Origin of the sequence: Imperialibacter roseus (genome assembly GCF_032999765.1) — a bacterium.
GTDB classification, from domain to species: domain Bacteria; phylum Bacteroidota; class Bacteroidia; order Cytophagales; family Cyclobacteriaceae; genus Imperialibacter; species Imperialibacter roseus.
Window position 1 is genome coordinate 6,147,183 of sequence record NZ_CP136051.1, and the last position, 22,990, is coordinate 6,170,172.

Annotated in this window: 24 protein-coding genes and 1 pseudogene; 10 read left to right on the forward strand and 15 right to left on the reverse strand. The window is 47.0% G+C overall.

Translation table 11 applies throughout. The features are described 5' to 3' along the window. Nucleotides 1-42: 42 nt before the first annotated feature. Both RT717_RS25810 and RT717_RS25815 read right to left on the reverse strand, forming a co-directional pair. Nucleotides 43-453, reverse strand: coding sequence for a DUF2141 domain-containing protein (locus tag RT717_RS25810; RefSeq protein WP_317489215.1), 411 nt, complete (start codon nucleotides 451-453; stop codon nucleotides 43-45). After that, a complete protein-coding gene (locus RT717_RS25815; RefSeq protein ID WP_317489216.1) occupies nucleotides 450-1,367 on the reverse strand; it encodes a hypothetical protein in 918 nt (305 codons plus the stop codon). Before RT717_RS25815 ends, RT717_RS25810 begins: the two co-directional genes overlap by 4 nt. 106 nt (nucleotides 1,368-1,473) lie before the next feature. On the opposite strand from RT717_RS25815, the gene RT717_RS25820 reads away from it, so the two are divergent. Both RT717_RS25820 and RT717_RS25825 read left to right on the forward strand, forming a co-directional pair. Then, a complete protein-coding gene (locus RT717_RS25820) occupies nucleotides 1,474-2,703 on the forward strand; it encodes an FAD-dependent oxidoreductase (RefSeq protein WP_317489217.1) in 1,230 nt (409 codons plus the stop codon). An 86-nt stretch (nucleotides 2,704-2,789) separates the two neighbouring features. Beyond that, the gene (locus RT717_RS25825) at nucleotides 2,790-3,773 is read left to right on the forward strand and encodes a Gfo/Idh/MocA family protein (protein WP_317489218.1); all 984 of its coding nucleotides are present in this window, start codon (nucleotides 2,790-2,792) and stop codon (nucleotides 3,771-3,773) included. Here the strand turns inward: RT717_RS25825 and RT717_RS25830 are convergent. Both RT717_RS25830 and rmuC read right to left on the reverse strand, forming a co-directional pair. Next, entirely contained in the window at nucleotides 3,770-4,150 is a 381-nt protein-coding gene (locus RT717_RS25830; RefSeq protein ID WP_317492387.1) for a co-chaperone GroES, read from the reverse strand. The genes RT717_RS25825 and RT717_RS25830 overlap by 4 nt on opposite strands. A 59-nt stretch (nucleotides 4,151-4,209) precedes the next feature. Then, the gene (gene rmuC, locus RT717_RS25835) at nucleotides 4,210-5,544 is read right to left on the reverse strand and encodes a DNA recombination protein RmuC (protein WP_317489219.1); all 1,335 of its coding nucleotides are present in this window, start codon (nucleotides 5,542-5,544) and stop codon (nucleotides 4,210-4,212) included. Between the two features lie 624 nt (nucleotides 5,545-6,168). On the opposite strand from rmuC, the pseudogene RT717_RS25840 reads away from it, so the two are divergent. Further along, nucleotides 6,169-6,918: pseudogene (locus RT717_RS25840) on the forward strand (cation:proton antiporter domain-containing protein); the annotation flags it as partial. 260 nt (nucleotides 6,919-7,178) lie between these two features. On the opposite strand, the gene RT717_RS25845 reads toward RT717_RS25840, so the two are convergent. After that, entirely contained in the window at nucleotides 7,179-8,654 is a 1,476-nt protein-coding gene (locus RT717_RS25845) for a flavin monoamine oxidase family protein (protein WP_317489220.1), read from the reverse strand. Between the two features lie 302 nt (nucleotides 8,655-8,956). On the opposite strand from RT717_RS25845, the gene RT717_RS25850 reads away from it, so the two are divergent. Further along, nucleotides 8,957-10,699, forward strand: coding sequence for an ABC transporter ATP-binding protein (locus RT717_RS25850; protein ID WP_317489221.1), 1,743 nt, complete (start codon nucleotides 8,957-8,959; stop codon nucleotides 10,697-10,699). Nucleotides 10,700-10,768: 69 nt separating this feature from the next. Here RT717_RS25850 and RT717_RS25855 read toward each other — a convergent pair whose 3' ends face one another. From RT717_RS25855 to rimO, 3 genes are read right to left on the reverse strand one after another with little or no spacing between them, the layout of a single operon-like run. Then, the gene (locus tag RT717_RS25855; RefSeq protein ID WP_317489222.1) at nucleotides 10,769-11,326 is read right to left on the reverse strand and encodes a 5-formyltetrahydrofolate cyclo-ligase; all 558 of its coding nucleotides are present in this window, start codon (nucleotides 11,324-11,326) and stop codon (nucleotides 10,769-10,771) included. Nucleotides 11,327-11,332: 6 nt separating this feature from the next. Then, nucleotides 11,333-12,895 carry a bacillithiol biosynthesis cysteine-adding enzyme BshC gene (gene bshC, locus RT717_RS25860; RefSeq protein WP_317489223.1) on the reverse strand — a complete coding sequence of 521 codons (1,563 nt, stop codon included), beginning with the start codon at nucleotides 12,893-12,895 and terminating at the stop codon, nucleotides 11,333-11,335. 6 nt (nucleotides 12,896-12,901) lie between these two features. After that, nucleotides 12,902-14,212, reverse strand: coding sequence for a 30S ribosomal protein S12 methylthiotransferase RimO (rimO, locus tag RT717_RS25865; RefSeq protein WP_317489224.1), 1,311 nt, complete (start codon nucleotides 14,210-14,212; stop codon nucleotides 12,902-12,904). A 203-nt stretch (nucleotides 14,213-14,415) separates the two neighbouring features. Here rimO and RT717_RS25870 point away from each other — a divergent pair, with 203 nt between their 5' ends. Both RT717_RS25870 and RT717_RS25875 read left to right on the forward strand, forming a co-directional pair. After that, nucleotides 14,416-14,877 (forward strand): DUF6452 family protein, encoded by a 462-nt coding sequence (locus RT717_RS25870; protein WP_317489225.1) that lies wholly within the window; start codon nucleotides 14,416-14,418, stop codon nucleotides 14,875-14,877. Then, entirely contained in the window at nucleotides 14,858-15,550 is a 693-nt protein-coding gene (locus RT717_RS25875) for a DUF6048 family protein (RefSeq protein WP_317489226.1), read from the forward strand. Before RT717_RS25870 ends, RT717_RS25875 begins: the two co-directional genes overlap by 20 nt. A 22-nt stretch (nucleotides 15,551-15,572) precedes the next feature. Here RT717_RS25875 and RT717_RS28580 read toward each other — a convergent pair whose 3' ends face one another. The 7 genes from RT717_RS28580 to RT717_RS25905 form a co-directional block, all read right to left on the reverse strand. After that, nucleotides 15,573-15,839 carry a type II toxin-antitoxin system RelE family toxin gene (locus RT717_RS28580; protein ID WP_394854110.1) on the reverse strand — a complete coding sequence of 89 codons (267 nt, stop codon included), beginning with the start codon at nucleotides 15,837-15,839 and terminating at the stop codon, nucleotides 15,573-15,575. Further along, complete coding sequence (locus RT717_RS25880) at nucleotides 15,808-16,050, reverse strand: hypothetical protein (RefSeq protein ID WP_317489227.1); 243 nt, start codon at nucleotides 16,048-16,050, stop codon at nucleotides 15,808-15,810. Before RT717_RS25880 ends, RT717_RS28580 begins: the two co-directional genes overlap by 32 nt. A 47-nt stretch (nucleotides 16,051-16,097) precedes the next feature. Beyond that, on the reverse strand, nucleotides 16,098-17,054 hold the full coding sequence (ftsY, locus tag RT717_RS25885; RefSeq protein ID WP_317489228.1) for a signal recognition particle-docking protein FtsY: 957 nt from the start codon (nucleotides 17,052-17,054) through the stop codon (nucleotides 16,098-16,100). A gap of 216 nt (nucleotides 17,055-17,270) precedes the next feature. Continuing rightward, nucleotides 17,271-17,423 carry a DUF4295 domain-containing protein gene (locus tag RT717_RS25890; RefSeq protein WP_151997712.1) on the reverse strand — a complete coding sequence of 51 codons (153 nt, stop codon included), beginning with the start codon at nucleotides 17,421-17,423 and terminating at the stop codon, nucleotides 17,271-17,273. A gap of 2 nt (nucleotides 17,424-17,425) precedes the next feature. Beyond that, nucleotides 17,426-17,608, reverse strand: a complete 183-nt coding sequence (rpmG, locus tag RT717_RS25895) for a 50S ribosomal protein L33 (protein ID WP_151997711.1) — start codon at nucleotides 17,606-17,608, stop codon at nucleotides 17,426-17,428. Nucleotides 17,609-17,628: 20 nt separating this feature from the next. Further along, nucleotides 17,629-17,868: a 50S ribosomal protein L28 gene (gene rpmB / locus RT717_RS25900; RefSeq protein WP_151997710.1), complete on the reverse strand. Its 240-nt coding sequence runs from the start codon at nucleotides 17,866-17,868 to the stop codon at nucleotides 17,629-17,631. Between the two features lie 76 nt (nucleotides 17,869-17,944). Continuing rightward, the gene (locus RT717_RS25905) at nucleotides 17,945-18,115 is read right to left on the reverse strand and encodes a DUF5522 domain-containing protein (protein ID WP_317489229.1); all 171 of its coding nucleotides are present in this window, start codon (nucleotides 18,113-18,115) and stop codon (nucleotides 17,945-17,947) included. Between the two features lie 80 nt (nucleotides 18,116-18,195). Between RT717_RS25905 and rocD the strand changes: the two genes are divergently transcribed. From rocD to RT717_RS25925, 4 genes are all read left to right on the forward strand, one after another. Then, a complete protein-coding gene (gene rocD, locus RT717_RS25910) occupies nucleotides 18,196-19,476 on the forward strand; it encodes an ornithine--oxo-acid transaminase (RefSeq protein WP_317489230.1) in 1,281 nt (426 codons plus the stop codon). A 124-nt stretch (nucleotides 19,477-19,600) separates the two neighbouring features. Continuing rightward, nucleotides 19,601-21,619 (forward strand): ATP-binding protein, encoded by a 2,019-nt coding sequence (locus RT717_RS25915; protein WP_317489231.1) that lies wholly within the window; start codon nucleotides 19,601-19,603, stop codon nucleotides 21,617-21,619. Between the two features lie 75 nt (nucleotides 21,620-21,694). After that, the gene (locus RT717_RS25920; RefSeq protein ID WP_317489232.1) at nucleotides 21,695-22,381 is read left to right on the forward strand and encodes a response regulator transcription factor; all 687 of its coding nucleotides are present in this window, start codon (nucleotides 21,695-21,697) and stop codon (nucleotides 22,379-22,381) included. A 59-nt stretch (nucleotides 22,382-22,440) separates the two neighbouring features. Then, on the forward strand, nucleotides 22,441-22,989 hold the full coding sequence (locus RT717_RS25925) for an ExbD/TolR family protein (RefSeq protein WP_317489233.1): 549 nt from the start codon (nucleotides 22,441-22,443) through the stop codon (nucleotides 22,987-22,989). Nucleotide 22,990: the final 1 nt, after the last annotated feature.

The following is a 22,990-nucleotide window of genomic DNA, read 5'->3' on the forward strand; positions in this document are numbered from 1 at the left end:
AGACTATGCTTTTCCTTTTACGAGATAGTAATATCTGACGAATTATCGAAGCGAGATGCTGTGGGTGGCAGTCTTTGCTTGAAAGGTAACTGAAGCTTCTTCGAAATCAGGGGGGCCAAGTACCCCCATGGAATCATTTCCAAAACCATAAGGTTCTTTTGGTATGCCGAAAAGGCCAGTGTCAAGCTTGCCGTTTTCATTCTCGTCGTGAAACACACTAATGGCATAAGAGCCGAAGGGAAGACTTGTGAATTGCACCCGGGCCGACTCTCCGCTTACCTTTTCTACCTTGCCTTTGTAAAGCTGATCCGTAAGAAAATTCTCTTTTAAATCGTAAAGGGCCACACGAATGTCGCCCTTTACGTTTTTTATTCCTTTGATCTCCACAGTAAGAGTACCTGATGAATCACTTTGGAGCCAATTCAAAAGAAGGCTTACAACTACGACTATCACTTTTCCACTACACGGTCAAAGTCAAACTCGTCCATGAATTTCTGCGCCTCTTTAAGGTTTTGGAACTCGAAGGATTTAGATTCACCGTCTTTGGCATGAATCTCCACCTTGATCAGGATCACTTTTTTACCGGACAAAGGATCATCAACAAACGTGGCGTTCTCCGGTACGATAAACTGGCCGTCTTTTCTAACCAGCCCCAATTTTTTGTCTTTGTGCTTTATGCGGTTACAGTATGAGCATTTGTAGTGTTGAACAATTTTGCCTTCCTCTGTTTCCGTGGCCTCGCTGATGATTTCCTCGCTTTCAAGCTTCAGCGTTTGGAAACCACACCTGTCGCACTCTATCGCAATGAGGTTGCCCGGATACTTTTCAATCTTAGTTTCGCCTGTTTCCTGATCTATCCATACGTCGTAATCAACACTGAAGATGTTCTCTTCCGCCTGCATCCCCTCGTCAAGGTAAACGTCCTCCTCTTCTTCACTAAGCAGCTTCATTTTGTTGCCAGTTTTAGGATTGACCCGGGGAGTATATCTGAACTTTTTCAGCCTTTTCGATTGGGCCGTAGGGTAGTAGAATTTAAGGATGAGAAAAGCAACATAACCGTACAAAGTACCTATGGCAATGGTGATAAACAGCCTAACGAAGAACCACACAAAGTTCAGTTCGACTGTCTCGTCTTTGTAAGTGTTGGCATACGCTGTAATGGCCAGCGCAATGCACAAATGCATCACCCAGAGGAGCTTTGATTCATACTTGCTGGTAAAATCATACTTCTGCTTAAGCTCTTTAAAACTGGAAATGCGAAGCTTTGTAATGATGTATATAATAACTGCGAGAGCAATCAATATATAGGCTCCATTTTCCATGAAGTTGTGCCAAGCAAGAAGAAATCCCGACGCCTGTTCTTCCATAATTTTCGTTTTAATTAAGGTTCTAATTCAATATTACATAAATTTCATTTACCAAGTAAAATCAAGTTACCTGAACTCTAATAACACATCAAAATAATTATACCCCATGGCCTGGAAAAATATGTCGACCATCGCTCCCAGATACGCTGAGGCTGATAATGTTGCAGATGTTTTTAAGCCTGCGCTTCCTTTATCGACCCGTATTACTGTGGCTGGGGCGGGTGCCTTTGGCGGGTGGACAGCGCTGAATTTGCTTGGGCTTGGCTACAAAGTAACGCTGTTTGACCCATGGGGTGCAGGCAATTCCCTGTCAAGTTCCGGTGGAGAAACAAGGTTGATGAGGAGCGTATATGGAAGCAATAGCTTTTATACGAAGCTGGCCAATGACTCGTACGATATGTGGCTGGAAACGGAAGCCTGGGAAGGCAGAAAATTGCTGCAAACCACAGGCAATTTGTGGATGGTGGGTGAAAATGACAATGAAATGCGGAGTGCTGTCGCCCAGATGGATGGTTTGAACCTTCCCTACAAGATTTTCAAAGCCAGTGAAGTACCAGATCGATTTTCGTATATCAATTGCTCCGACCTTTCGCACCTGATCCTGGAAGAAAAAGCTGGTGTGCTTAAAGCCAGGGAAAGCTGCCAGGCGGTGCTGGAAAAATTTGTCTCTGAGGGAGGGCAATATGTTGCAGAGGCGCTAAAGCCTGGCGTGGTCAAAAATGGTAAAATAGGAACCTGTGAAACTTCATCAGGGGACAGGCATGAAACAGACATCTACCTGTTCGCTGTTGGACCATGGCTTAAGTCGTTGTTTCCGGAGGTGCTTGGACAAAACCTGGCTGTTACCCGGCAGGAAGTGCATTACTTTGGTTTGCCTGCTGCAAAAGCTAGTTTTTTTGAAGCAAATTTACCCAGCTGGATTGACATGTCCCATGATGGCGGCTTTTATGGCATTCCCGGGGGCTTTCAAAGGGGCTTTAAGGTAGCGTCTGACAAGCGGGGTCGTGAAATTGATCCAACAACCCAGAGCCGGATGCCAGAACAGCCGGAAGTAGAAAGGGCAAGGGACTATGTGCATCACAGGTTTCCCGGCCTGGGAAGTTTGCCGCTGGCCGAGTCCAGGGTCTGCCAATACACAAATACGCCCGATGGCAGTTTTATTCTGGATACGCATCCCGAAGCTTCGAACGTTTGGTTGCTGGGCGGAGGATCGGGCCATGGTTTCAAGCATGGGCCTGGCTTGGGAAAAATGGCAGCAAGTATTATCGTCGGTCAGCAGGGCCTCCCTACTTTGCTCTCACTCAGCAGGTTTAAAAGTAGTGGTTTGATAGTATAACTATTGTTATAAATTGGCGTTCAAATGAAAATATTGATGTATTTAGCTAAAGATTTGTCTAATACTATTCTAATAAAAGAGAATTAATGAATACCTATCGCTGGGGGATTGTTGGACTGGGGAGAATTGCCCACAAATTTGCGGAAGCGTTAAAAGTGATCCCCACTGCCCAGCTGGTAGCGGTGGCCTCCAGAGACAGAAAAAATGCGGAAGCTTTTGCTGAACGTTTTGAAGCAAAGACGTTTTACGACAACTATGAAGATCTCATCCTCGACAAGGAAGTTGACATAGTTTACATTGCCACTACACATCCGTCCCACGCATCGCTGGCCAAGGCCTGTCTGCGTTTTGGCAAGCCAGTTCTTTGTGAGAAGCCGTTCGCCATGAATTACCAGCAGGCCAAAGAGGTATATGAGGTGGCCCGTGAGTCAGGTGTGTTTATAATGGAGGCTTTGTGGACACGGTTTCTTCCGTCGATGAAGCGGGTGATTGAGATAGTGAAAAAGGAAGAGATCGGTCATGTTGTTTCTATCCAGGCTGATTTTGGTTTCAAAGCTCCCTATGATCCTGGAGCCCGGCTTTTCAACAAAGAATTAGGCGGCGGGGCATTGCTCGACGTGGGTATTTACCCTGTTTTTCTCACGACAGCTCTTCTGGGGGAGCCGACAAAAATACAGGCCAGCGGAGTGATTGGGCCAACCGGGGTAGATGAGCAGTGTGCCATGCTGCTGGAGTATGACAATGGGGCAATTGCCTGCCTTTCGTGCTCCATTATTTCAAATAATACTCAGGTGGCCAGCATCAACGGGTCGAAGAGTCGTATCCAGATTGATCAGCCTTTTTGGGGACAAACCAATATCAATATTTTTACCGATTGGAAGCCCCGGGGGCTTGTGAAGTTTGACTACCCGAGCAACGGCCTCAACTATCAGATAGCGGAAGTGCACAAATGCCTGGATGAAGGCAAAACAGAGAGCGATCTTTGGAGCTATGGCGACAGCCTCCTTGTATTAAAGACCCTCGACAGAATCAGGGAAAAAATTGGGTTGAAGTATGAGGCGGATGTTTAATCAAACAAATCCTCTTCCCGCTCCAGCATCAAAATAGCCGACTGCGGCACAATGAAGTACTTTTCTCCCTTGTAGTGCACCTCGAAGGCAGCCTTTTGCAGGAAAATAGCCATGTCACCTTCTTTGGCTTGTAGGGGCACGTATTTTACCTTATCCTCCTCGGCTTTCCACGGCTCGTCATCATCGGTTTGCATAGGGATGGGGTAGCCAGGGCCGGCTTTCACGATATAACCGCTTTGTATTTTTTCTTTCTCCTGCACTCCCGGAGGCAGGTAAAGCCCACTTTCGGTTTTCTCTGATTCCTTTTTTGGCTTGACCAATACCCTGTCGCCCACTATCACCAGCTTTTTCAGCTTGTTGTCTACTGTCAATTCCATTCTTTTTTCCTTCATCAGGTTTCAAAGTTACTCTTAAACCAAAAAATGCACAAAACAGTTTAGTCCATTGATCTGTCGATGAGCCTTTGGTCAAGTTGCCTGGTGGTTTTAGCTCCCAGCTCTCTCAACCGCTCGGTTTTGCGAACAAGGTTGTCCTTGCCATCTACCAGCTTATTCATGGCTGCATCATAGTTTTCCTTGGTCTGTTTAAGGCTGTTGCCCACCTTCACCAAGTCGGCCACGAAGCCATCGAACTTGTCATAGAGTGCGCCGGCTTGCCTGGCAATCTCTTCAGCATTTTTGTTCTGCATGTCCTGCTTCCATATGTACGAGATAGTGCGCAGGGTGGCAAGGAGTGTGGTGGTAGATACCAGCACGATGTTTTTGTCCAGCCCTTTTTCATAGAGCGCATGATCCTCTTTGTAAGCAACAGTCAGTGCAGGTTCGTTTGCCACAAACATCATCACGTAGTCGGGCTGGCTGATTTCGTAGAGATTTTGATAATTGCGCTCGCTGAGCAACTTGATATGACTGTAAATGCTATCAATATGCAGCTTCAGGAATTTGGCTTGTTCCAGGTCGTTTTCAGCATTGAAAAAATTAGTGTAGGCCGTTAGCGACACTTTTGAATCGAGTACCAGGTACTTATCATCCGGAAGTTTGATAATGTAGTCAGGGCGCTGATTGGAGCCGTCCTCATTCTTGAAGTTCTTCTCTTTGAAGTAGTGGATGTCTTTTTGGAGTCCGGCTTTTTCCAGGATCGCCTCCAGCTGCATTTCCCCCCAGCTTCCCTGTGATTTGCTGTCGCCTTTCAAGGCTCGGGTGAGGTTCTCCGCTTCTTTGGTGATCTGCTGGTTCAGCTCCCGAAGGTTTTTGATTTGCTCGCTCAGGCTGCTGTTCCACTTCAGGCTTTCTTTGTTGGTGTCTTCCACCTTTTTTTCAAACTCAGCTATTTTTTCTCGCAGCGGATTGAGCACCTCGGCTATGTTGGTCTTGTTCTGGTCAGTGAATTTTTTGCTTTTTTCTTCAAAGATTTCCTGAGCAAGGTGCTTGAACTCTACAGTGAAACGCTGCTGAAGCTCTGCTACCTCTTTTTTGTGCTCTTCCAGCCTCTCCTGTAGATTTTTATAATTGGCTTCCAGCGTAGAGTTGCGTGTGCTCAGCTGAATTACCTTTTCCCTTTCTGCCTTAATCTCCTGCACATATCCGGCTGCTTCTTTCTCCACATCTTCCAACTTGCCCTTCAGTAAGGCGTTTTGCGTATTCTGCTCATTGCTTTTTGCCTCGAACTCACGTTGCAAGCTTTGTTTGGTAGTCGACTGTCTGGCTAGCAGGACAAGTGCTGTAGCCACCAAGCCAATGGCCAATCCGATAAGGAGCGAAATCAAATCCATGGTTAACGTGTAAGAAATTTAGAGCCGAAAATAGTGCTGCTAAGTTAAGACCTTCGCTACCCTTTTATTCCCTGATGTGCCACTAATTTTCATTTATTGCCCGCAATCGTAAGTGGGCAAATGTATTATCCCGAAATACGTTGATGGGTTAAAGGTGTATTACTAAAACAGACCCGCACGAAGTATAAAATGATTTTCAAAGCAGTTTTAGCCTTGATGGTGCCCGGCTCGTATATTGGCCAGCACAAGTTCAGGGGGTAAAATAGCCAATCTTGATTGAGTAAAAAACCTTAACTGAGCAGTGGGATTCTGTGTCCGGCTAGATACAACAAAGATTGATATCGCACCACAGGTTTCGTGACTACTTTTTTTTTCTATAGAACTTGTACAAGTACCTGGGTCAACTTTCTGAACCGTATCAAAAGCAAGCCGAAGGGCCATAGAGAGATAGTTAAATAAAAGGCAATATGAACCACAAACGATCTGGCAATAGATAGGGGTTGATGCAGCGATGATTGACTTTAAAGCATGCTCTTACCCCATGGCCTACTTTCTCACCATCACTCTTGTAGGAATTGAACAGATGCACGAGTTAGATTTTGTTGCGGCGCTGGGGAGCCTCTTCTTTCGATTTGCTTGGGAGGAGCCTCTGGTTTCCTCTTCGGGAAGCTAAGCAAGCTGGTGATCAACAAAATCAAGCTGGATTTCGAAGGACTATATACTGTGCTTGCAGTCACGTTGTGCTTTATTACGTTCTCCGTCACCGATTTTATTGGGGGCAACGGCTTTCTGGCAGTTTACATCTGTGCGGTGATGTTGGGCAACACCAATCTCATCCACAAAAGCTCCACTATCAAATTCTTTGATGGGGTGGCCTGGCTGATGCAGATCATATTGTTCCTTACGCTGGGGCTATTGGTTTTTCCATCCCAAATCATTCCCATCATTTCGATTGGTCTTCCTATTGCCTTGTTTATGATCCTGGTTGCAAGACCTTTGAGTGTGTTTGTGAGTCTGGCGGCCTTCAGGCTCGGGCTTCGCACCAAGCTCTCTATCTCGTGGTTTGGTTTGCGGGGCGCTGTGCCCATCGTTTTCGCCACCTATCCCATGGTGGCAGGTGTGGAAAATGCTGATATAATTTTTAATATCGTTTTCTTCATCACTTTGCTGTCAGTGACCATTCAGGGGATCACCATTTCCTTTATGGCCAAATTATTGGGAGTGAAGGACGCCGACAAGGAACCTGAGGGGTTGAGCTTCGGTTTCATCGAAAATGTGAAAGGCACTTCCTCGGAAATACTGGTAAGGGCGGGCAGCAGTGTCGTAGGAAGAAAATTTACCAACTGGACATACCTCCGTCAGTACTGGTGGTAATGATCAAACGGGACAAAAAGTATTTTGTGCCCCGGGGGAGCCACAGAGCTGTTGGAAGGCGACATCCTGTATATCATTGGAGACGATACCAGCAGCATAGACTCGACCAGAGAGCTTTACGCCTTGCGCAAGTGACTCAGCGCAGGTACTTTTCCCTGACTATGCCTTTACTGCTCTATCGTTTTATATGTATTCACGCTAAGTTCAGCCGTGGCAGCAATTGTTACCGGCTGTGTCTTCATATAACCTGTCAGCTAACCTCAAAAGCTATTTACCTCCTTCGCCGTCCGGTTGCCCGACTCAATAGCACCCTGTATCCACCCATGGTAGGCGGAAGCATGCTCCCCGGCAAAGTGGATGCGGCCTTCGGCCGTGATGAGGTGGGGCAGGTGTTGTGTTAAGTCATTGGGTGTGCCAATGGCGTGCGCATACCCGGCCCAGGGGTCCTCACCCCATACTTTAATAAACGCCCCTTCCAGCTGCGGCTTGAGGCCGGGAAAAACCGAGTCGACATGGTTGGCAGAAAAGGCCAGGCGCTCCTCAGCACTCATTGTCATAAACTTACCAGCGTCCCTGCCTTTCACATAGTGAGCGATAATGCCCCGGGTGGCTTCCGACTCATAGTGTGGGTCCCAGATTTCGGAAGGCAGGTCAGTAGCAGCAAAGCCCGTCAGGCCGTCCTTTCTCCAGTAGCGGTCTCTTGCCTGCATGGCTGTGCGGCCGAGGTTCCAGCCCCCCATATTGTTGATAGCAGTTTGTTTGGGACTTGAAAGCTTCTTCACAAAATCCATTTTCTTCAGCACAGGCAAGGGCAGGGTACAAATCACCCTGTCGGCCCTGAGTGTGGAGCGTTCACCTCCTCTATCCACGGTTACGCTTACACCCGTCTCATCCTGATCGACGGCCAGCACTTTGGTGCCGTATTGTATCAATTGCCCAAGGTCTTTGGCCAACGCACGTGGCAGCAGGTCATTGCCTCCCACAATCTTATTGCGAGTGGCGCCAAACGACAGGCTTGTCTCCCGAACCATTTCAAGAATCGAGAAGTAGAGGCCTTTTTCTCCTGCTTCTTCCCAGCCCAGCATCAGTGCACCAGCGATATCCGAGCTGTAGCCTTCGCTCACAAGAAACTCTTTGAAAGTAAGCTTGTCGTAACCTGCGATGGATGCTGGCGGCCAGCTCAAATCCCGGGCATCACCCACCTGGGCCATGATGGATTGAAACGGTTGCGTACTAATGCCCGCCCAGTCCATAGCGACTTCTTTGGGGGTGAGCGAAAACGGGTAATCTTTCAAGGGAGCTGGTTGGTTGCTGGTATAGCGGATCTTTTTTCCCTTTACCATGTGCAGCAAACCACCTTCAGAGGGGTTGAATGGATATAACTCAAGCCCGTATTGCTTTACGTATTTCATAGTCCACTCATGGTCTTCAGGGATACGGGCGGCACCCATGTCGGCATAGAGTCCGTCGGCAAACATGTTCCGGGCAGTGAACACACGACCTCCGGCTCGCATCTGGCCTTCAATAATTTGCACCTCATGGCCCAGGTTGCGCAATTCCATGCCAGCAGATAACCCGGACATGCCTGCGCCGATAATGATGACTTTCTGCTTATCGCCCCGTCTCATTTTCCAGGGGTCGTTGACGGACAGTGCCTGTATGGGCTGTGTGGCCAAAGCGGCTGCGAGAATTGAACCGAGTTTTACAAAGTCCCGGCGGGTAAAGGTAGGGCGCATGGTGTGGTTGGGTTAACGGATAAAATAACTTGATAGCAGATGACACATGCTTCGGTGCTGGCTTTTCGAAGATGTTACAAAAAATGAAAGTACAGAATTTCATAATAATTCGCTTGCTTTGATAAATACCATCCGCAGCCAAGTCGCACACTAAATGAGATTTTTTATCCTGTTCTTAAAGTAATCCATGCTGCCAGTGCGTCTTTCTGACAGGGCGCCCGTCTTCGGTAGAACTATTTGCCCTGCTAAATCAGTTACTAATCCGTTAACTTACAACCGAGAAACCAACCATCCCTTTTTTCATGTCCAAACCGAAATCAAAAGTAACCGTAGCTCAGGCGTTCAAAGATTTTATCTGGCCACGTCGCAAGATTGTGGCAGTTGGCCTGGTGCTCATCATCATTAGTCGCCTGGCCAGCTTAGTGCTGCCGGGAGCGACCAAATACCTGATCGACGATGTCATCGTCAATCAGGATTTACACATGCTTAAACTCTTGCTCATAGCGGTGGTGGCATCCATTACCTTGCAGGCCGTGACGTCGTTTTCTCTCACCCGCCTGCTTAGCGTAGAGGCCCAGCTGCTCATTAGTAAACTCAGAGCACAGGTACAGCGAAAGATTTTGTCGCTGCCTATTTCGTATTTTGATAACAACAAGTCAGGCGCCTTAGTCAGCCGTGTCATGAGCGATGTGGAAGGCGTGCGAAACCTCGTCGGCACCGGCCTTGTTCAACTGGTTGGCGGCAGCATTACTGCCGTTATTTCGCTGGTGCTGCTGATTCGCATCAGCCCCATGATGACGTTCTACGTGTTGGTGCCGGTAGGTATTTTCGCCTTTATCGCCATGAAGGCCTTTGGGAAAATTCGCCCTATTTTTCGGGAGCGTGGTGTGATCAACGCCGAAGTAACAGGCCGCCTCACAGAAACCTTGAATGGCGTTCGGGTGATCAAGGGCTTCAACGCCGAAGAGCAGGAAAACAATACTTTTGCAGCTGGCGTGGAGCGGCTTTTTCAAAATGTGAAAGCAAGCCTTACCGCCACCGCATTAGTGACCAGCTCCGCTACTTTCCTGCTTGGCTTGGCCTCCACAGGCATTATGGGCATTGGTGGCTACCAGATCATCACCAACGAGATGACAATGGGTGATTTCATTGCTTTCACCCTCTACCTGGGCTTTATGATAGCACCCATTGTGCAAATGAGCAATATCGGCAGCCAGCTAACTGAGGCCTTTGCAGGACTTGACCGCACAGAGGAGATCATGAACATGGATCCTGAAGACATGCCTGAGGAAAGGCCAATACAGCTGAAAAAGCTGAAAGGTGATTATGCCTTTGAGAATGTCAGTTTTGCTTATGAAGAAGGCAAAGAAGTGATCCATGATATTACGTTCACCGCTCCCTCTGGTTCGGTGACAGCCCTGGTGGGCTCTTCAGGGTCGGGCAAGACCACCATAGCGGGTTTGGCAGCCACCTTCCTCACGCCAAAATCCGGCCGCATTACGCTCGACGGGGAGGACTTGTCGAAAGTGGGGCTGAAAAGCTTCCGCCAGTACCTGGGCGTAGTATTACAGGACGATTTTCTTTTTGAAGGGACGATAAGGGAAAATATCTTATTCCCAAGGCCCAGCGCCACAGAAGAGGAGCTGAAAAATGCGGTAACGGCCGCCTATGTGCATGAGTTCACCGACCGGTTTGAAGAGGGGCTGGACACAGTAATTGGTGAAAGAGGCGTTAAACTTTCGGGTGGACAGCGCCAGCGTATTGCCATTGCCAGGGCCATTCTGGCCAACCCTAAAGTGATCATTCTGGACGAGGCTACCTCGAACCTGGATACCGAAAGCGAGTCGATGATCCAAAAGAGTTTGGCAGAGCTGATGAAGGACCGTACCACGTTTGTCATTGCTCACCGCCTCAGCACCATCCGCCGGGCAGACCAGATCCTGGTGATTGAGCAAGGAAAAATTGCTGAAAGAGGTACACATGAAGAGCTGATAGAGAAAAAAGGCAGGTACTTTGATTTGTATACTTATCAGGCGAGGATTTAAGGAAGGTAAACGGTAATCAGTAGACAGTAAGTGGTGGCTGGCTTCCCAGTAACTACTTACTATCGGTTATCAATTTCGCTCCGGGGCCAAAACCCTGTCAAGCTTCACGTCATGCTGTTCCGCTACGTGGATCTCTTCCAATATGGGCAGCAATGACAGCCCAACTTTTTTTGTTCTTTCGGGTACTAAAGCGAGAAACCCATCATAAAAGCCCTTGCCATAGCCAATGCGGTGCCCGTGTTTGTCAGCTACCAGGAGCGGCACAAAAATCACCGTGCAGAGCGAAGGATCAGCCGGAGGAGCATTTACGGGTTCTGGAATCCCCCATTTACTGGTGTTGAAATGTGTTTTGTCGTCAAACCAAACGTGAGACAAGGTGCCTCGCTCAGTGTCGGTGACAGAAGTCATCGTGCGAATTCCCTCCTGCCACAACCAGCGAATGATGGGCCAGGTGTCTACTTCTTTGAACTTCTCTATAGGCAAAAAAATGTGAACCGGGCCAGGCCCGATCAGCGCCCCATTGTTTTTCACCTGCTCAAACAGGCTGTCACAAGCCATCCGCCACTCTTCCTGGCTCAGGGCTTTTCTCTTCTCAAGGTAAATTTTACGAAGTGCCGGTTTGTCCATTGAAACTTATTCTTCCATAAAAATATGGAAGGAAAAGTCGAATGCATCAAATCCTTTGAGGAACTCGTCTAAAATAGCAGGATTGGTGAGGTAAAAGTTGAGGAAGTTGTCGTGGCGCTCCTGCAATGAGCCTCCGGGGAAAAGCTTTTCTTTAATACTTTCAATCTGGTTGATCGCCACCGCCTGGTTATTCTCTTCGGCCTTTTGCAGCTTTTTCTCCATGCCCTCAAACTCCTGCAGCAGCCGGGTTTCTTGCTTGCCCATGTAGCCATCGAGCGTTTTATCAATGGCCACTGCTTTGGCTTTCACCTGCTCCATGAGCTTCGCAAAAGCTGCTTTCTCTTCTCCCAGCAGAAGGTCATTTTCGGAGTTCTCCCTCACATACTTCTTCCTGATCTCATGCCCTTCCATAAAAAGATCCGCAAGCTTCAAACCCAGTTTTTCAATTTTACTCGCCTGGCTTTTTTGCACCACCAGCCCAAAATTGCGGGGCATCAGCATGGGGAAAGGTAGCTGATAGTGATCGAAAACAGCCTTGAATTGCAGCCAATAGGCTACCTCAGCCGGGCCACCTATATAGGCCAGGTTGGGGAGAATGGCTTCCTGGTACACAGGCCTCATGATTACGTTAGGGCTAAATTTCTCCGGGCTTTTTTCCAGCAGTTGCCAGAGCTCTTCCCTTGTGAACGACAGGTCAGTATTGTTTACTTTGTAGACGCCATCTTCTTCTATGATCCGATCCCGGTGGATGCTGTTCAGGTAAAAGAAGTTGATTTCCCGGGCATGTACCTGCGTCTTAAAGCCAGCATCATCAAGTTTTTTAGTGGTTTCATCTACCAGCTTGCCCGACACATGCTCTTCAATATCTTGTTTGATGATGGGAGCAAAAATCCTTTTTAAATCCGGGTGATCCCCATCCACCATCACAAGGCCTTCGTGACCGAACAGCTCATTCACATAGTATCGAACGGCATCAGCCAGGTTGCTGTGGTCAAGATAGGCTTTTTCAAAAACCGGAGCCTTGTCTGGCATCTCATCCAGCACCTTGCTCAACGACTGAGGCATAAAACGCCCTACGGCACCTTTTTGATCAGTTTCCCAGGTGTACTTCTTGCCGTACAAATAACAATAGCTAATCTCCTCAAAATCGTGATCCTCAGAAGCAGCCCAGTACACTGGCACAAAGTGGTAATTGGGGTACTTTGCCTTTAGCTGCTTGCAGGCATCTATCACAGTCACAATTTTGTAGATGAAGTACAAGGGCCCGGTGAAAATATTTAGCTGGTGCCCGGTGGTGACGGTAAATGTGTTTTCTTCAGAAAGTGCGTGAATATTCTCTCTCAGCCTGGGCGACATATCCAGCGCACCATACTGTTCATTGAGTACTGCCTCCAGCCTTAGCCTGTTTCTTTTGGGAAAAGCCTTTTTCAGCGCTATCTGCTTCTCAGCATTTTCAACTGAGGGATAGTATTGATAAAAGTCTTTTAGCGACTCATTTTTTGCCAGGTATTCCAAAAAAATAGGAGAGAACTGTCCAGTCTCTCCCAGGGATATTTTTTCTACTCTCATTTCACGTTACAACAATTCTCCAAACAAATCGAATTCGGCAGCATCATAAATCTTAACTGTGGCGAAATCGCCAATACGTAAATAATTTTCTTTTCCATCAATGATGACTTCGTTGTCAACTTCGGGTGAGTCATACTCTGTTCGACCGATGAAATTACCACCTTCTTTGCGATCCACCAACACTTTAAAGGTCTTGCCTATTTTCTGCTGGTTCAGCTCGTAGGAAATGGCTTCCTGCACCTCCATAACGGCATCGGCCCGTTCTTGTTTAACATTTTCAGGAATATTGTCTTCAAAGCTATATGAGTGGGTGTTTTCTTCATGTGAGTAGTTGAACACCCCCAGCCTGTCAAACTTCGACTTCTGAACAAAATCCATCATCTCTTCAAAATCCTGCTCCGTTTCACCAGGATGGCCAGCAATCAGCGTAGTGCGGATGGCGATGCCCGGAACTTTAGAGCGCATGGTGGCCAGCAGGTCTTCGGTTTTCTCCCGGGTGGTGCCCCGCCTCATCATCTTCAACATGTTGTTAGAAGCATGCTGAAGGGGGATGTCTACGTAGTTGCAAATGTTAGGGCGCTCTGCCATTACATCAAGTGCATCCATAGGGAAGCCAGCCGGAAATGCGTAGTGCAGACGGATCCAGTCGATGCCATTGACATCCGAAAGGCGTTGCAGCAGCTCCGCCAGGTTTCTTTTCTTGTACAAATCCAGGCCATAGTAGGTTGAGTCCTGGGCGATAAGCAAAAGTTCTTTAGTGCCATTCTTGGCTAAATGGGCCGCTTCTTTCACTAATTCTTCAATAGGCCGGGAAATATGGCCGCCACGCATCAGCGGTATTGCGCAGAATGAACACGGCCTGTCGCAACCCTCCGATATTTTCATGTAGGCGTAGTGAGCAGGGTTGGTCAAAATCCTCTCACCCACCAGTTCGTGCTTGTAGTCGGCTTTGAACTCCTTCAAAAGCCTCGACAAATCTCTCGTGCCAAAATAGGCATCCACTTCCGGAATCTCCTTCTCCAGGTCGTCTTTATATCTTTGTGAGAGACAACCCGTCACATATATCTTTTCAACCAGTCCTTCCTTTTTCGCATCTACATAGCGCAGAATGGTGTCGATGGATTCTTGCTTGGCATTGTCAATAAAGCCACAAGTGTTAATCACAACCACATTAGAATCGTCATCCTCAGATTCGTGCACAGCGTCAATTTCGTTGCCCCGCAGTTGGGTAAGCAAAACTTCCGAATCAACAGAGTTTTTGGAACACCCCAGGGTAACGATGTTCACTTTCGTATTTTTTAGTCCTTTAGTTTTCAAGTGTCAGATTGGATTTGGCCACTGGTTTCCACGAATTTGATCTCTATCTGCCAATGGGCTCGCAAGTTAACAATTTCCGGTGGTGTTAGTTCCCCGTTGGCAAAAGTGTTGCGTTTAGTATGATAGCTCCTATTCAAATTTGGAATAGGGTTACGTATCCAACAATAAATTCTATTTTTGCCGTTGGGTTAGTCGATATGATCTTGAAGAAATTTTCCTGGCATCTTTGGTTATTAATTTTTGTGTTGGGCTGGTCTGCCTGTGCACCCGACCCCTCCTGCTCGGATATTTATCTGCCTTATGTAACGGCAAGCTTTTACACGGTTAACGACGCTGGTGTTGAAACCGTTGAATCTGTTCAGCTTGACTCGCTTTGGGCCGATGATGCGGACACTTTGCTTTATGCCGACACAACGCTTTCAATTTATGGACTATACGTCAATCCGGAAGCAGCGAGCACCACTTACCATTTCTGCCTCAACGATACGTGCAACTCAGTGACTTTTGCCTACGACCGAAAGGAATACCTGATTTCGCCAGACTGCGGCCCCCGGTTCAGGTTTCAGAACCTGACAACTGAGTTTGAAGGGTTTTACGACTCGGTCATTGTAAACAAGCCAGAACTTACCCTACTTGGAGAAGTCAATGTTAAAATCTACCGCTAGTCAACTTTTGTTTTCTCTGCTACTGCTGCCTGCAGTCAGCTGGGCCCAGGATGAAGACTGGCGTCCGTCAGCGGTTAGAGTGGGGGCAGACGTTTTCGGGCTTGCAAAAACAGCCCTGACTGATGGCTATAACCGGCAGGAAATTCAGGCAGACATTGACTTAAATAAATATTTTTTTGTGCTGGATCTTGGAAGGGAAGAGATAGACAATTCGGCAGAGGGGTTTACACACACCACCAATGGCACATTCTACCGGGCCGGGGTCGACGTTAACCTGACTCCCTACAACCCAAACAAAGACGTTGTTTTTTTCGGGCTAAGATATGCGCACGCCACTTTCGACGAGTCGCTGGCTTTCGATTATGCGGTGCCGTACTGGGGCCCTGCCAGTGTCGACGTGGCTAACGTTGGCCTCAACGCCCACTGGATAGAGGCTGTGTTTGGCATGAAAGTGAAGGTGTGGAAGCAGTTTTATATGGGCTACACCCTAAGAGGGAAGTTTGGCCAAAAGACAAAGGGAGCAGAAACACTTATTCCTTATGCTGTCCCAGGTTATGGGGTAGTGACCAGTGGCGGAAATTTTGGTTTCGGTTACCACATCTACTATAAGCTGGCTTTCAGAGACAAAGCAGTTCCCTTGCGGCCGAAGGATTCCAAGAAAAAGTTAAAGTAAGTAAACGACTGGAAAAGGGAACTCAAGGAAATTTCTTATAAATCTCTTTTCTATGTAAAAATCGCAGTATTGCTACCCGATCGCCATCAACGTGGATTCCCAATCGGTAGCTTCCCAATCGCACCCTGAAAAACCCTTTGTGACCCTTGAGTTTTCTAATGTTTGGAATATCACGAATAGTTTGTGCTGATTGTATTAATTCAAGAGTTTCCTGGAGGAGGAGGTTCACAGACAGCGTTTGGATCGAATCAATGTCTTTAAGTAGTCTTTTTCCGTAGGTTACTTTCATTCGCTTTCAATGATTTCATAATCATATCTTTGGATACGAACTCATTAGTTTTGAGCTCCTCTTCCAACAAGTCAGCGAAAGCGTCATCCTCACCTTCCTCAGTATATGCCCGAAGCTTCGCAATATTTAGCTCTTGAGCATTTTCTAATAAAGCTTTTAAAGCTTTGCCTTTTTTGCTCTCTTCGTCAATGCTGATAATATACTCTGCCATAACAACGCTTTAAACAAAACTACAAAACATTACTGAAATAGCTTTTTTCAATTCCTTGTAAAGAACGACTCCACAAAAGCCATTTTGTTGAACACCTGTAGCTCCTCCATTTTCTCGCCAACACCAATATACTTCACCGGAATCTTGAACTGATCCGATATGCCAATGACTACGCCACCTTTGGCGGTGCCATCCAGCTTAGTGATGGCCAGAGAGGTGACATCCGTCGCTTTTGTAAACTCCTGTGCCTGAATAAAAGCATTTTGTCCTGTGCTACCATCCAGCACCAGCATTACTTCGTGTGGAGCATCCGGAATAAACTTCTGGATTACTTTTTTGATCTTCGAAAGCTCATTCATCAGGTTCACTTTGGTATGAAGCCGACCTGCCGTGTCAATAATAACGAGGTCGGCTTGTTCATCTACACCCTTTTTCACTGCATCGAAAGCTACTGAAGCCGGGTCGGTATTCATGCCATGCTCCACCACAGGCACGCCAACTCGCTCTCCCCAAAGCTTGATCTGGTCTACAGCTGCCGCCCTGAAAGTGTCGGCTGCGCCCAATATCACTTTATATCCTTTTTGCTTGAACTGATGTGAAAGCTTGCCAATGGTAGTAGTCTTGCCGACACCGTTGACACCCACCACCAGGATCACATACGGTTTTTTGTCTTTTGGCAATTCAAAATCTTCAATATCCTCAGTATTGTTTTCAGAGAGCAGTCCCGCAATTTCCTCTCTGAGAATAACATTCAGCTCAGAGGTGCCCAGGTACTTGTCTTTGGCTACCCTTGCCTCCACTCTGTCAATTATTTTTACTGTGGTTTCAATGCCAACATCTGACGATACCAGCACCTCCTCAAGCTCGTCGAGCACATCTATGTCTACCGTCGACTTTCCGGCTACCGCCTTGCCGAGCTTCGAGAAAAAATTCTCCTTCGTTTTTTCCAGTCCTTTGTCCAGCGACTCTTTTTTGTCCTTGGACATGAATCCAAATAAAGCCATATATAATAGGGTTGCTTATTGACTGTGGAGTTGCACAATGAGTATCTCCTTTAGCCAACGGAAAATACAAATTACAAACTTAAACCATCGGAAAATGATTCTCCGTTTGGTTATTATTGAAAAAATAATGGCGGTGCCAGGAGCTGGTCTCCATCTCTTGATAACAAAAAAAGTCCCATGAAGGGACTTTCTTGTCAATAAGTACTGTTAACTAGCTTATTTCGCTAGTGTATCTTTTACGAGGTCAGCAGGAACCATTTCCTCACGGAAAGTATATGCACCAGTTTTCTCAGACCTTACAGCCTTGATCACTTTCGCATAGGTTTTGCCACCTTCTTTCTTCAGGGTTGCAACTACTTTCTTTGCCATGATTATTTAATTTCTTTGTGGACAGTATACTTACGAAGTATGGGGTTATACTTCTTCATCTCAAGTCTTTCAGGAGTATTTTTCCTGTTTTTTGTGGTAATGTGACGTGACGTACCTGGAAGACCAGTCGTCTTGTGCTCTGTGCACTCTAGTATTACCTGAACTCTATTTTTGTTCTTAGCCATGACTATTCTATTCTTCTAGCTTAAAATACTACGTTGCCCTTAGCTCTCGCCTTTTTCAAAACAGCGCTGATACCATTCTTGTTGATGGTTCTTAAAGCAGTTGATGACACCTTCAGTGTGATCCAAAGATTTTCTTCAGGGATAAAAAAACGCTTTGTGTGCAGGTTTGGGTAAAACTTGCGCTTCGTTTTATTGTTTGCATGAGAAACATTGTTTCCCACACGTGTGCTTTTTCCGGTTATCTGACAAACTCTCGCCATTGTCTTATAAGTGTATTTTTGAAATGGGTCTGCAAATATCGGAAAAATTTGATTACCAACAAACGGGGGTGAATAATTATGCATCTTTTCTTTTGTAGTTGTAAGGGCAGTGCCTGCACCCGCTCTTGCAACAATAGCCTCTTTTCAGGTGGTATTCCTTTGTAAAGACAAGGAATCCCTCTTTGGTGTGGTAGTAATCTTCGGTCTTCAACCCGTACTCAACCTTCTTTGCTGATTCTTTCTCCATCGCCTTTTTCGGTCTAGGGGCTTTTATTTACCTTTGAAACCCTGCCCAACAGGCAATTGTTCAATCCTAAAGTCAAAGATATGATCAAGACAATGAGTAGCAAAGAAGCGATGGAGCTGGAAAACAAGTATGGAGCGCATAACTACCATCCGCTACCAGTTGTGCTTTCGAGGGGAGAGGGAGTCTTTGTGTGGGACATTGAAGGGAAGAAGTACTACGATTTTCTTTCTGCCTACTCAGCTGTCAATCAGGGGCACTGCCATCCAAAAATCATTGGCGCTTTAAAAGAACAGGCCGAGACTTTGACGCTAACCTCAAGGGCCTTCTACAGCGATGCCCTTGGTGCCTTTCAAAAATATGCCACTGAATATTTTGGTTTCGAAAAAGTGCTGCCGATGAATACCGGCGCTGAAGGAGTGGAAACAGCGATTAAAGTATGCCGAAAGTGGGGTTATGAGAAGAAGGGCATTGCTGCCGATCAGGCAAAAATCATTGTGTGCGAGCAAAACTTCCATGGTCGCACCACTACAATCGTGTCTTTTTCCAGCGATGAGGGGGCCAGAAGAAACTTTGGGCCGCTTACGCCCGGTTTTGTAAAGATACCCTACAATGACATTGAAGCTTTAAAAGAAGCTTTGAAGGATCCGAATGTGGCGGGCTTTCTTGTGGAGCCCATCCAGGGCGAAGCAGGAGTTTACACACCAGCCGACACCTATATAAGGGAAGCCGCTACTTTGTGCAAAGCCAGCAACGTTCTATTCATTGCCGACGAAATTCAAACGGGCATCGCCCGTACTGGCAGTTTGCTGGCAGTTTGCGGCAACTGCTCGTGTGAAGGCAATTGCGAGCGGCAGCCTGCGACTTATACAAAGCCTGATATTCTTATCCTTGGCAAAGCCATGTCGGGTGGTGCTTATCCGGTGTCTGCCGTTCTTGCCGATGACCGCATCATGGATGTGCTCACCCCCGGCACGCATGGTTCTACCTTCGGTGGCAACCCACTGGCATGCAAGGTGGCCATGGCGGCGCTCGATGTTGTGAAAGACGAGAAACTGGCACAGAATGCCCGCCAACTGGGGGTAATCTTTCGTGAAAGAATGGGCAAATTCATAGCGACAACGAAGCTTGTGAAAATGGTAAGGGGTAAGGGCCTGCTCAACGCCATTCTTATCAACGATACAGAAGACAGTAGCACAGCCTGGGATATTTGCGTGGCTCTTAAAGACAATGGCCTTTTGGCCAAGCCGACCCATGGCAACATTATTCGGTTTGCCCCCCCATTGGTAATGACCGAAGAACAGCTTCACGATTGTTGCGACATTATCGAAAAAACAATTCGGGAGTTTGAGCTAAAAGGCTGATTGATAAGCACCTGCTATGATAGCTTTTAAACCTAGGCAACAGAGGTAGCATATACCCCATACGGGGCATTTGTTATTCCCTTTTGCTCGTATACCTTTAGGGGATTTACAGCCAACAGTTAGTATGAGCCTAAGGGTATTATTGTTTTTTGTTTTCTCGCTTTCGGGAGGGGCGGCCTTATTGGCGCAAAATGCTGAGCTTGACAGCCTGGAGAAAGTTTTACCACAACAAACGGGCAACGATAAAATATCCACGCTCAACGCAATTTCCTGGCACTACCGGCAAGCAAACACCATAAAAGCGATGGGGCTTGCCAAGTCCGCTCTAACGTTGTCGGAAGAAGCCAATTACCTGGAAGGGAAAGCTTTGTCACTTCAATCGGTTGGTGCCGCTTATGAAGCCACGAGCAACTTCGACAGTGCGCTGCTTTTTTTCAATAAGTCCCTGGCCATTAAGCAGGCACTTGGCGATACTACCGACATTGCCGCATCGCTCAACAACATTGCCATGGTGCATGACCAGCTAGGCAAAGATGAAATGGCGCTGACCAACTACTTTCAGGCCCTAAGGATGTACGAAGCCGTCAACGACCTTTTCTCCCAGGCCATGGTGCTGGGGAACATCGGCATTGTGTACAAAAAACAAAAGGACTACACAAAAGTGCTCACATACTACGAGCGAGCCCTCGAAATTTATCAAAGCGAACAATCAGTGTTCGGCTCGTCAGTCGTGCAGGGAAACATCGCCTCCATTCTTATTATTCTTGGAAACTACAATCAAGCGATTGAGGCAGCTAAAAAATCACTTCAGGGCTATGAAAGCCTCGGGTACAGTCGGCTCATGGCCTACCCACTAGGCAACCTGGCGATTGCTTACGATAGTCTGAAAGAGCTTTCGGTTGCCCGTGACTATTACATGCAGGCACTAACATTGCATAAAGAAAATAACAACACTGCTGAAGTGTCCTTCACACTAAAGAACCTTGCAGGCAACGAGCTGGCGGCGGGAGAGTACTCAAAGGCATTGGCTCACGCCACGGAGGCATATCAGCTGGCCTCTTCTACCAAAGCTAATGACGTGCTGATGCAAGCCCTGGTAATAATTACAAAGTGTGAGCAGCGGTTGGGTAACTACCAGAAGGCATTTACCTATCAACAACAGTACATAGGCCTACGAGACAAAGCCTTTGAAGAAGAAAAGACGAAGGCAACATTGGAGCTTGAAGCGAAATATGAAACGGAAAAGAAAGACCGGGAGCTCGAGCTACAGCGGTTGTCGCTGGTAGAAAAAGACCTGGAGATTCAAAAAAGTCGAGTTGCTCAGGTAGCCTTGGGAGGGGCTCTTGTGTTTCTGATCATCCTTGGCTTGCTTGTCAGGGCAAGGATCAAACTTAACTACCAGAGGAAGCTGGATGAGGAAAAATTGGCTAAGCAAGAAGAATTGCTCAGGGCTGTGATTAGCTCAGTGGAAGGTGAAAGAAAGCGCTTTTCCGAGGACTTACACGACAGTTTTGGCCAGCTTATTTCGGTATTAAAAATGAACGTCGATTCGCTATCGGCAGCGCCGCTTTCTGCCTCAGCCGACCGACAGCGAATGTTTGACCAATCGGTGTCGGTGCTCAACGACATGTATGGTGAGTTGAAAAACGTATGCTTTAACTTAATGCCAAAGGCGCTGATTCAACACGGACTGCCCGTTGGGGTCAATGAGTTGGTGGCACGAATCAATCACACCGGAAAGCTCCGTGCAGAAAGTCATTTCTTCGATCTGGATAGCCGGCTAGCCGATATTCAGGAGATATCCCTGTACCGGATCGTGCAGGAGTGGACCAACAACATCCTCAAGTATTCCGATGCTAGAAACATTTTTATCCAAATCACACGTGACGAGGCTGAAATAACGCTTACCATAGAAGACGATGGCATGGGCTTCGATGAAAAAATATTAAAAATGGGCCAGGGAAACGGATGGAAAAACTTACAGTCACGCACTAATCTGATGAAAGGCACAATTGACCTGGACACAGCCCCAGGCCGAAAAGGCACGATGCTGACGGTGAACGTTCCCGCTATTCTAAAGGGACATCAGTCGAAAACAGACGCTGATAAAGTGGAAACATTACTTACCTATGCGCTGTTTTAGTAAGGGCTGGTACGTAGAGCAAAATCACCTGCCGGGGGGATGTTGAAAAATTGATTGCCTGACTAATTTTCAGACATGAAGCCTTTCAGCAATATTTCCTCTAAATTCATCCGGAAGTTTAGCGGAACTAAGAAAATGGAGAAAGTGAAGGTTTTTCTGGTCGACGACCATGCCATCCTTATGGATGGTGTGAGATCGTTGCTCAACAATACCGAGGAGTACGAAGTGGTAAGCACGGCCTCCACAGCCGAGGACGCATTGAAGTACCTGCAGAGGCAAGCCGTTGACATCCTGATATCGGACTACAGCCTTCCAGGCATGGACGGCCTGGGGCTGGTAAAAGTGATGCAACGCATAAAACCAGAGGTGAAAATCCTCATTATGAGTATGCACGATGAAGCACATCTGGTAAAGGAAATTCTAAAGGAGGGCATTAAGGGTTACTTGCTAAAGAAGGACTCACAAAAGGAGCTTATTGCGGCTCTCGATCAAATTAGAGCTGGCAGAACCTACCTGAGCAATGAAATCAATACGCTGTTGATTCAAAATTTGCAAAACCCCGATGAAGGAAAACTGCTCACCGAACGGGAAAGGGAAATACTGAAGCTGATTGCGAAAGAATACACGAATAAGGACATTGCTGAAGAACTGTTCATCAGTGAACGCACAGTGGAAACTCACCGCAAAAATATCTTTCGCAAAACTAAGACTAACTCTCTTGTTGGCCTGATCAAGTTTGCCTATGCCAACAACCTGGTGTAAAAAAGGCCAAATCAAACTGTGACTTTTGGGCTTCCTCCTGATTATACAGGTAAAAAGCCATGAAAATCACCCGAAAAGTAAACCAGGAGCCAGTCAATACAGGCTCAATGGCGGACATAGCCTTTCTGCTTCTCATATTCTTTCTTGTCTCCACCACCATCCTTCAGGAGAAGGGACTCATGATCACCTTACCGCCAGATCAGGAGAAACAGCCTGTGATGCCTGTGAATGATAGAAACCTCTTCAAAATAAGCATCAACTCCAAAAACGAATTCCTGATTCAGGACGAACCCAAGCAAGACCTTGTCGGGCTCAGGGAAGAGCTGAGAATGTTCATTTTGAACCCCACCGAAGCAAGCGACCTGGCCGAGTCCCCCAAAAAGGCCATTGTATCGCTAAAGTCAAACCGTGGTACCGACTACGCCGCTTTTATTGCGGTACTCGATGAAGTAAAAGGTGCTTATTACGATATCTATGGCGAAAGGGTAGGATTGTCTGGCGATCAGTATAGACACCTCGACCTGGACGATTCCAGACAGCTGGCTTTGTACGAGAGGGGAAAAGAGGGAATTCCCATGAACATATCCATTGCTGAACCAAACAAATAGC

Bases quoted from the DNA above. Each gene is read 5' to 3' on its own strand.
- rpmG (WP_151997711.1), bottom strand. From the start codon at position 17,608: ATGGCTAAGAACAAAAATAGAGTTCAGGTAATACTAGAGTGCACAGAG.
- RT717_RS25825 (WP_317489218.1), top strand. From the start codon at position 2,790: ATGAATACCTATCGCTGGGGGATTGTTGGACTGGGGAGAATTGCCCAC.
- RT717_RS25820 (WP_317489217.1), top strand. From the start codon at position 1,474: ATGGCCTGGAAAAATATGTCGACCATCGCTCCCAGATACGCTGAGGCT.
- RT717_RS25905 (WP_317489229.1), bottom strand. From the start codon at position 18,115: ATGGAGAAAGAATCAGCAAAGAAGGTTGAGTACGGGTTGAAGACCGAA.
- RT717_RS25850 (WP_317489221.1), top strand. From the start codon at position 8,957: ATGTCCAAACCGAAATCAAAAGTAACCGTAGCTCAGGCGTTCAAAGAT.
- RT717_RS25845 (WP_317489220.1), bottom strand. From the start codon at position 8,654: ATGCGCCCTACCTTTACCCGCCGGGACTTTGTAAAACTCGGTTCAATT.
- RT717_RS25855 (WP_317489222.1), bottom strand. From the start codon at position 11,326: ATGGACAAACCGGCACTTCGTAAAATTTACCTTGAGAAGAGAAAAGCC.
- RT717_RS25915 (WP_317489231.1), top strand. From the start codon at position 19,601: ATGAGCCTAAGGGTATTATTGTTTTTTGTTTTCTCGCTTTCGGGAGGG.
- RT717_RS25880 (WP_317489227.1), bottom strand. From the start codon at position 16,050: ATGGCAGAGTATATTATCAGCATTGACGAAGAGAGCAAAAAAGGCAAA.
- bshC (WP_317489223.1), bottom strand. From the start codon at position 12,895: ATGAGAGTAGAAAAAATATCCCTGGGAGAGACTGGACAGTTCTCTCCT.
- RT717_RS25920 (WP_317489232.1), top strand. From the start codon at position 21,695: ATGAAGCCTTTCAGCAATATTTCCTCTAAATTCATCCGGAAGTTTAGC.
- RT717_RS25925 (WP_317489233.1), top strand. From the start codon at position 22,441: ATGAAAATCACCCGAAAAGTAAACCAGGAGCCAGTCAATACAGGCTCA.
- rocD (WP_317489230.1), top strand. From the start codon at position 18,196: ATGATCAAGACAATGAGTAGCAAAGAAGCGATGGAGCTGGAAAACAAG.
- ftsY (WP_317489228.1), bottom strand. From the start codon at position 17,054: ATGGCTTTATTTGGATTCATGTCCAAGGACAAAAAAGAGTCGCTGGAC.
- RT717_RS28580 (WP_394854110.1), bottom strand. From the start codon at position 15,839: ATGAAAGTAACCTACGGAAAAAGACTACTTAAAGACATTGATTCGATC.
- rmuC (WP_317489219.1), bottom strand. From the start codon at position 5,544: ATGGATTTGATTTCGCTCCTTATCGGATTGGCCATTGGCTTGGTGGCT.
- RT717_RS25890 (WP_151997712.1), bottom strand. From the start codon at position 17,423: ATGGCAAAGAAAGTAGTTGCAACCCTGAAGAAAGAAGGTGGCAAAACC.
- RT717_RS25875 (WP_317489226.1), top strand. From the start codon at position 14,858: ATGTTAAAATCTACCGCTAGTCAACTTTTGTTTTCTCTGCTACTGCTG.
- rpmB (WP_151997710.1), bottom strand. From the start codon at position 17,868: ATGGCGAGAGTTTGTCAGATAACCGGAAAAAGCACACGTGTGGGAAAC.
- RT717_RS25830 (WP_317492387.1), bottom strand. From the start codon at position 4,150: ATGGAATTGACAGTAGACAACAAGCTGAAAAAGCTGGTGATAGTGGGC.
- RT717_RS25815 (WP_317489216.1), bottom strand. From the start codon at position 1,367: ATGGAAGAACAGGCGTCGGGATTTCTTCTTGCTTGGCACAACTTCATG.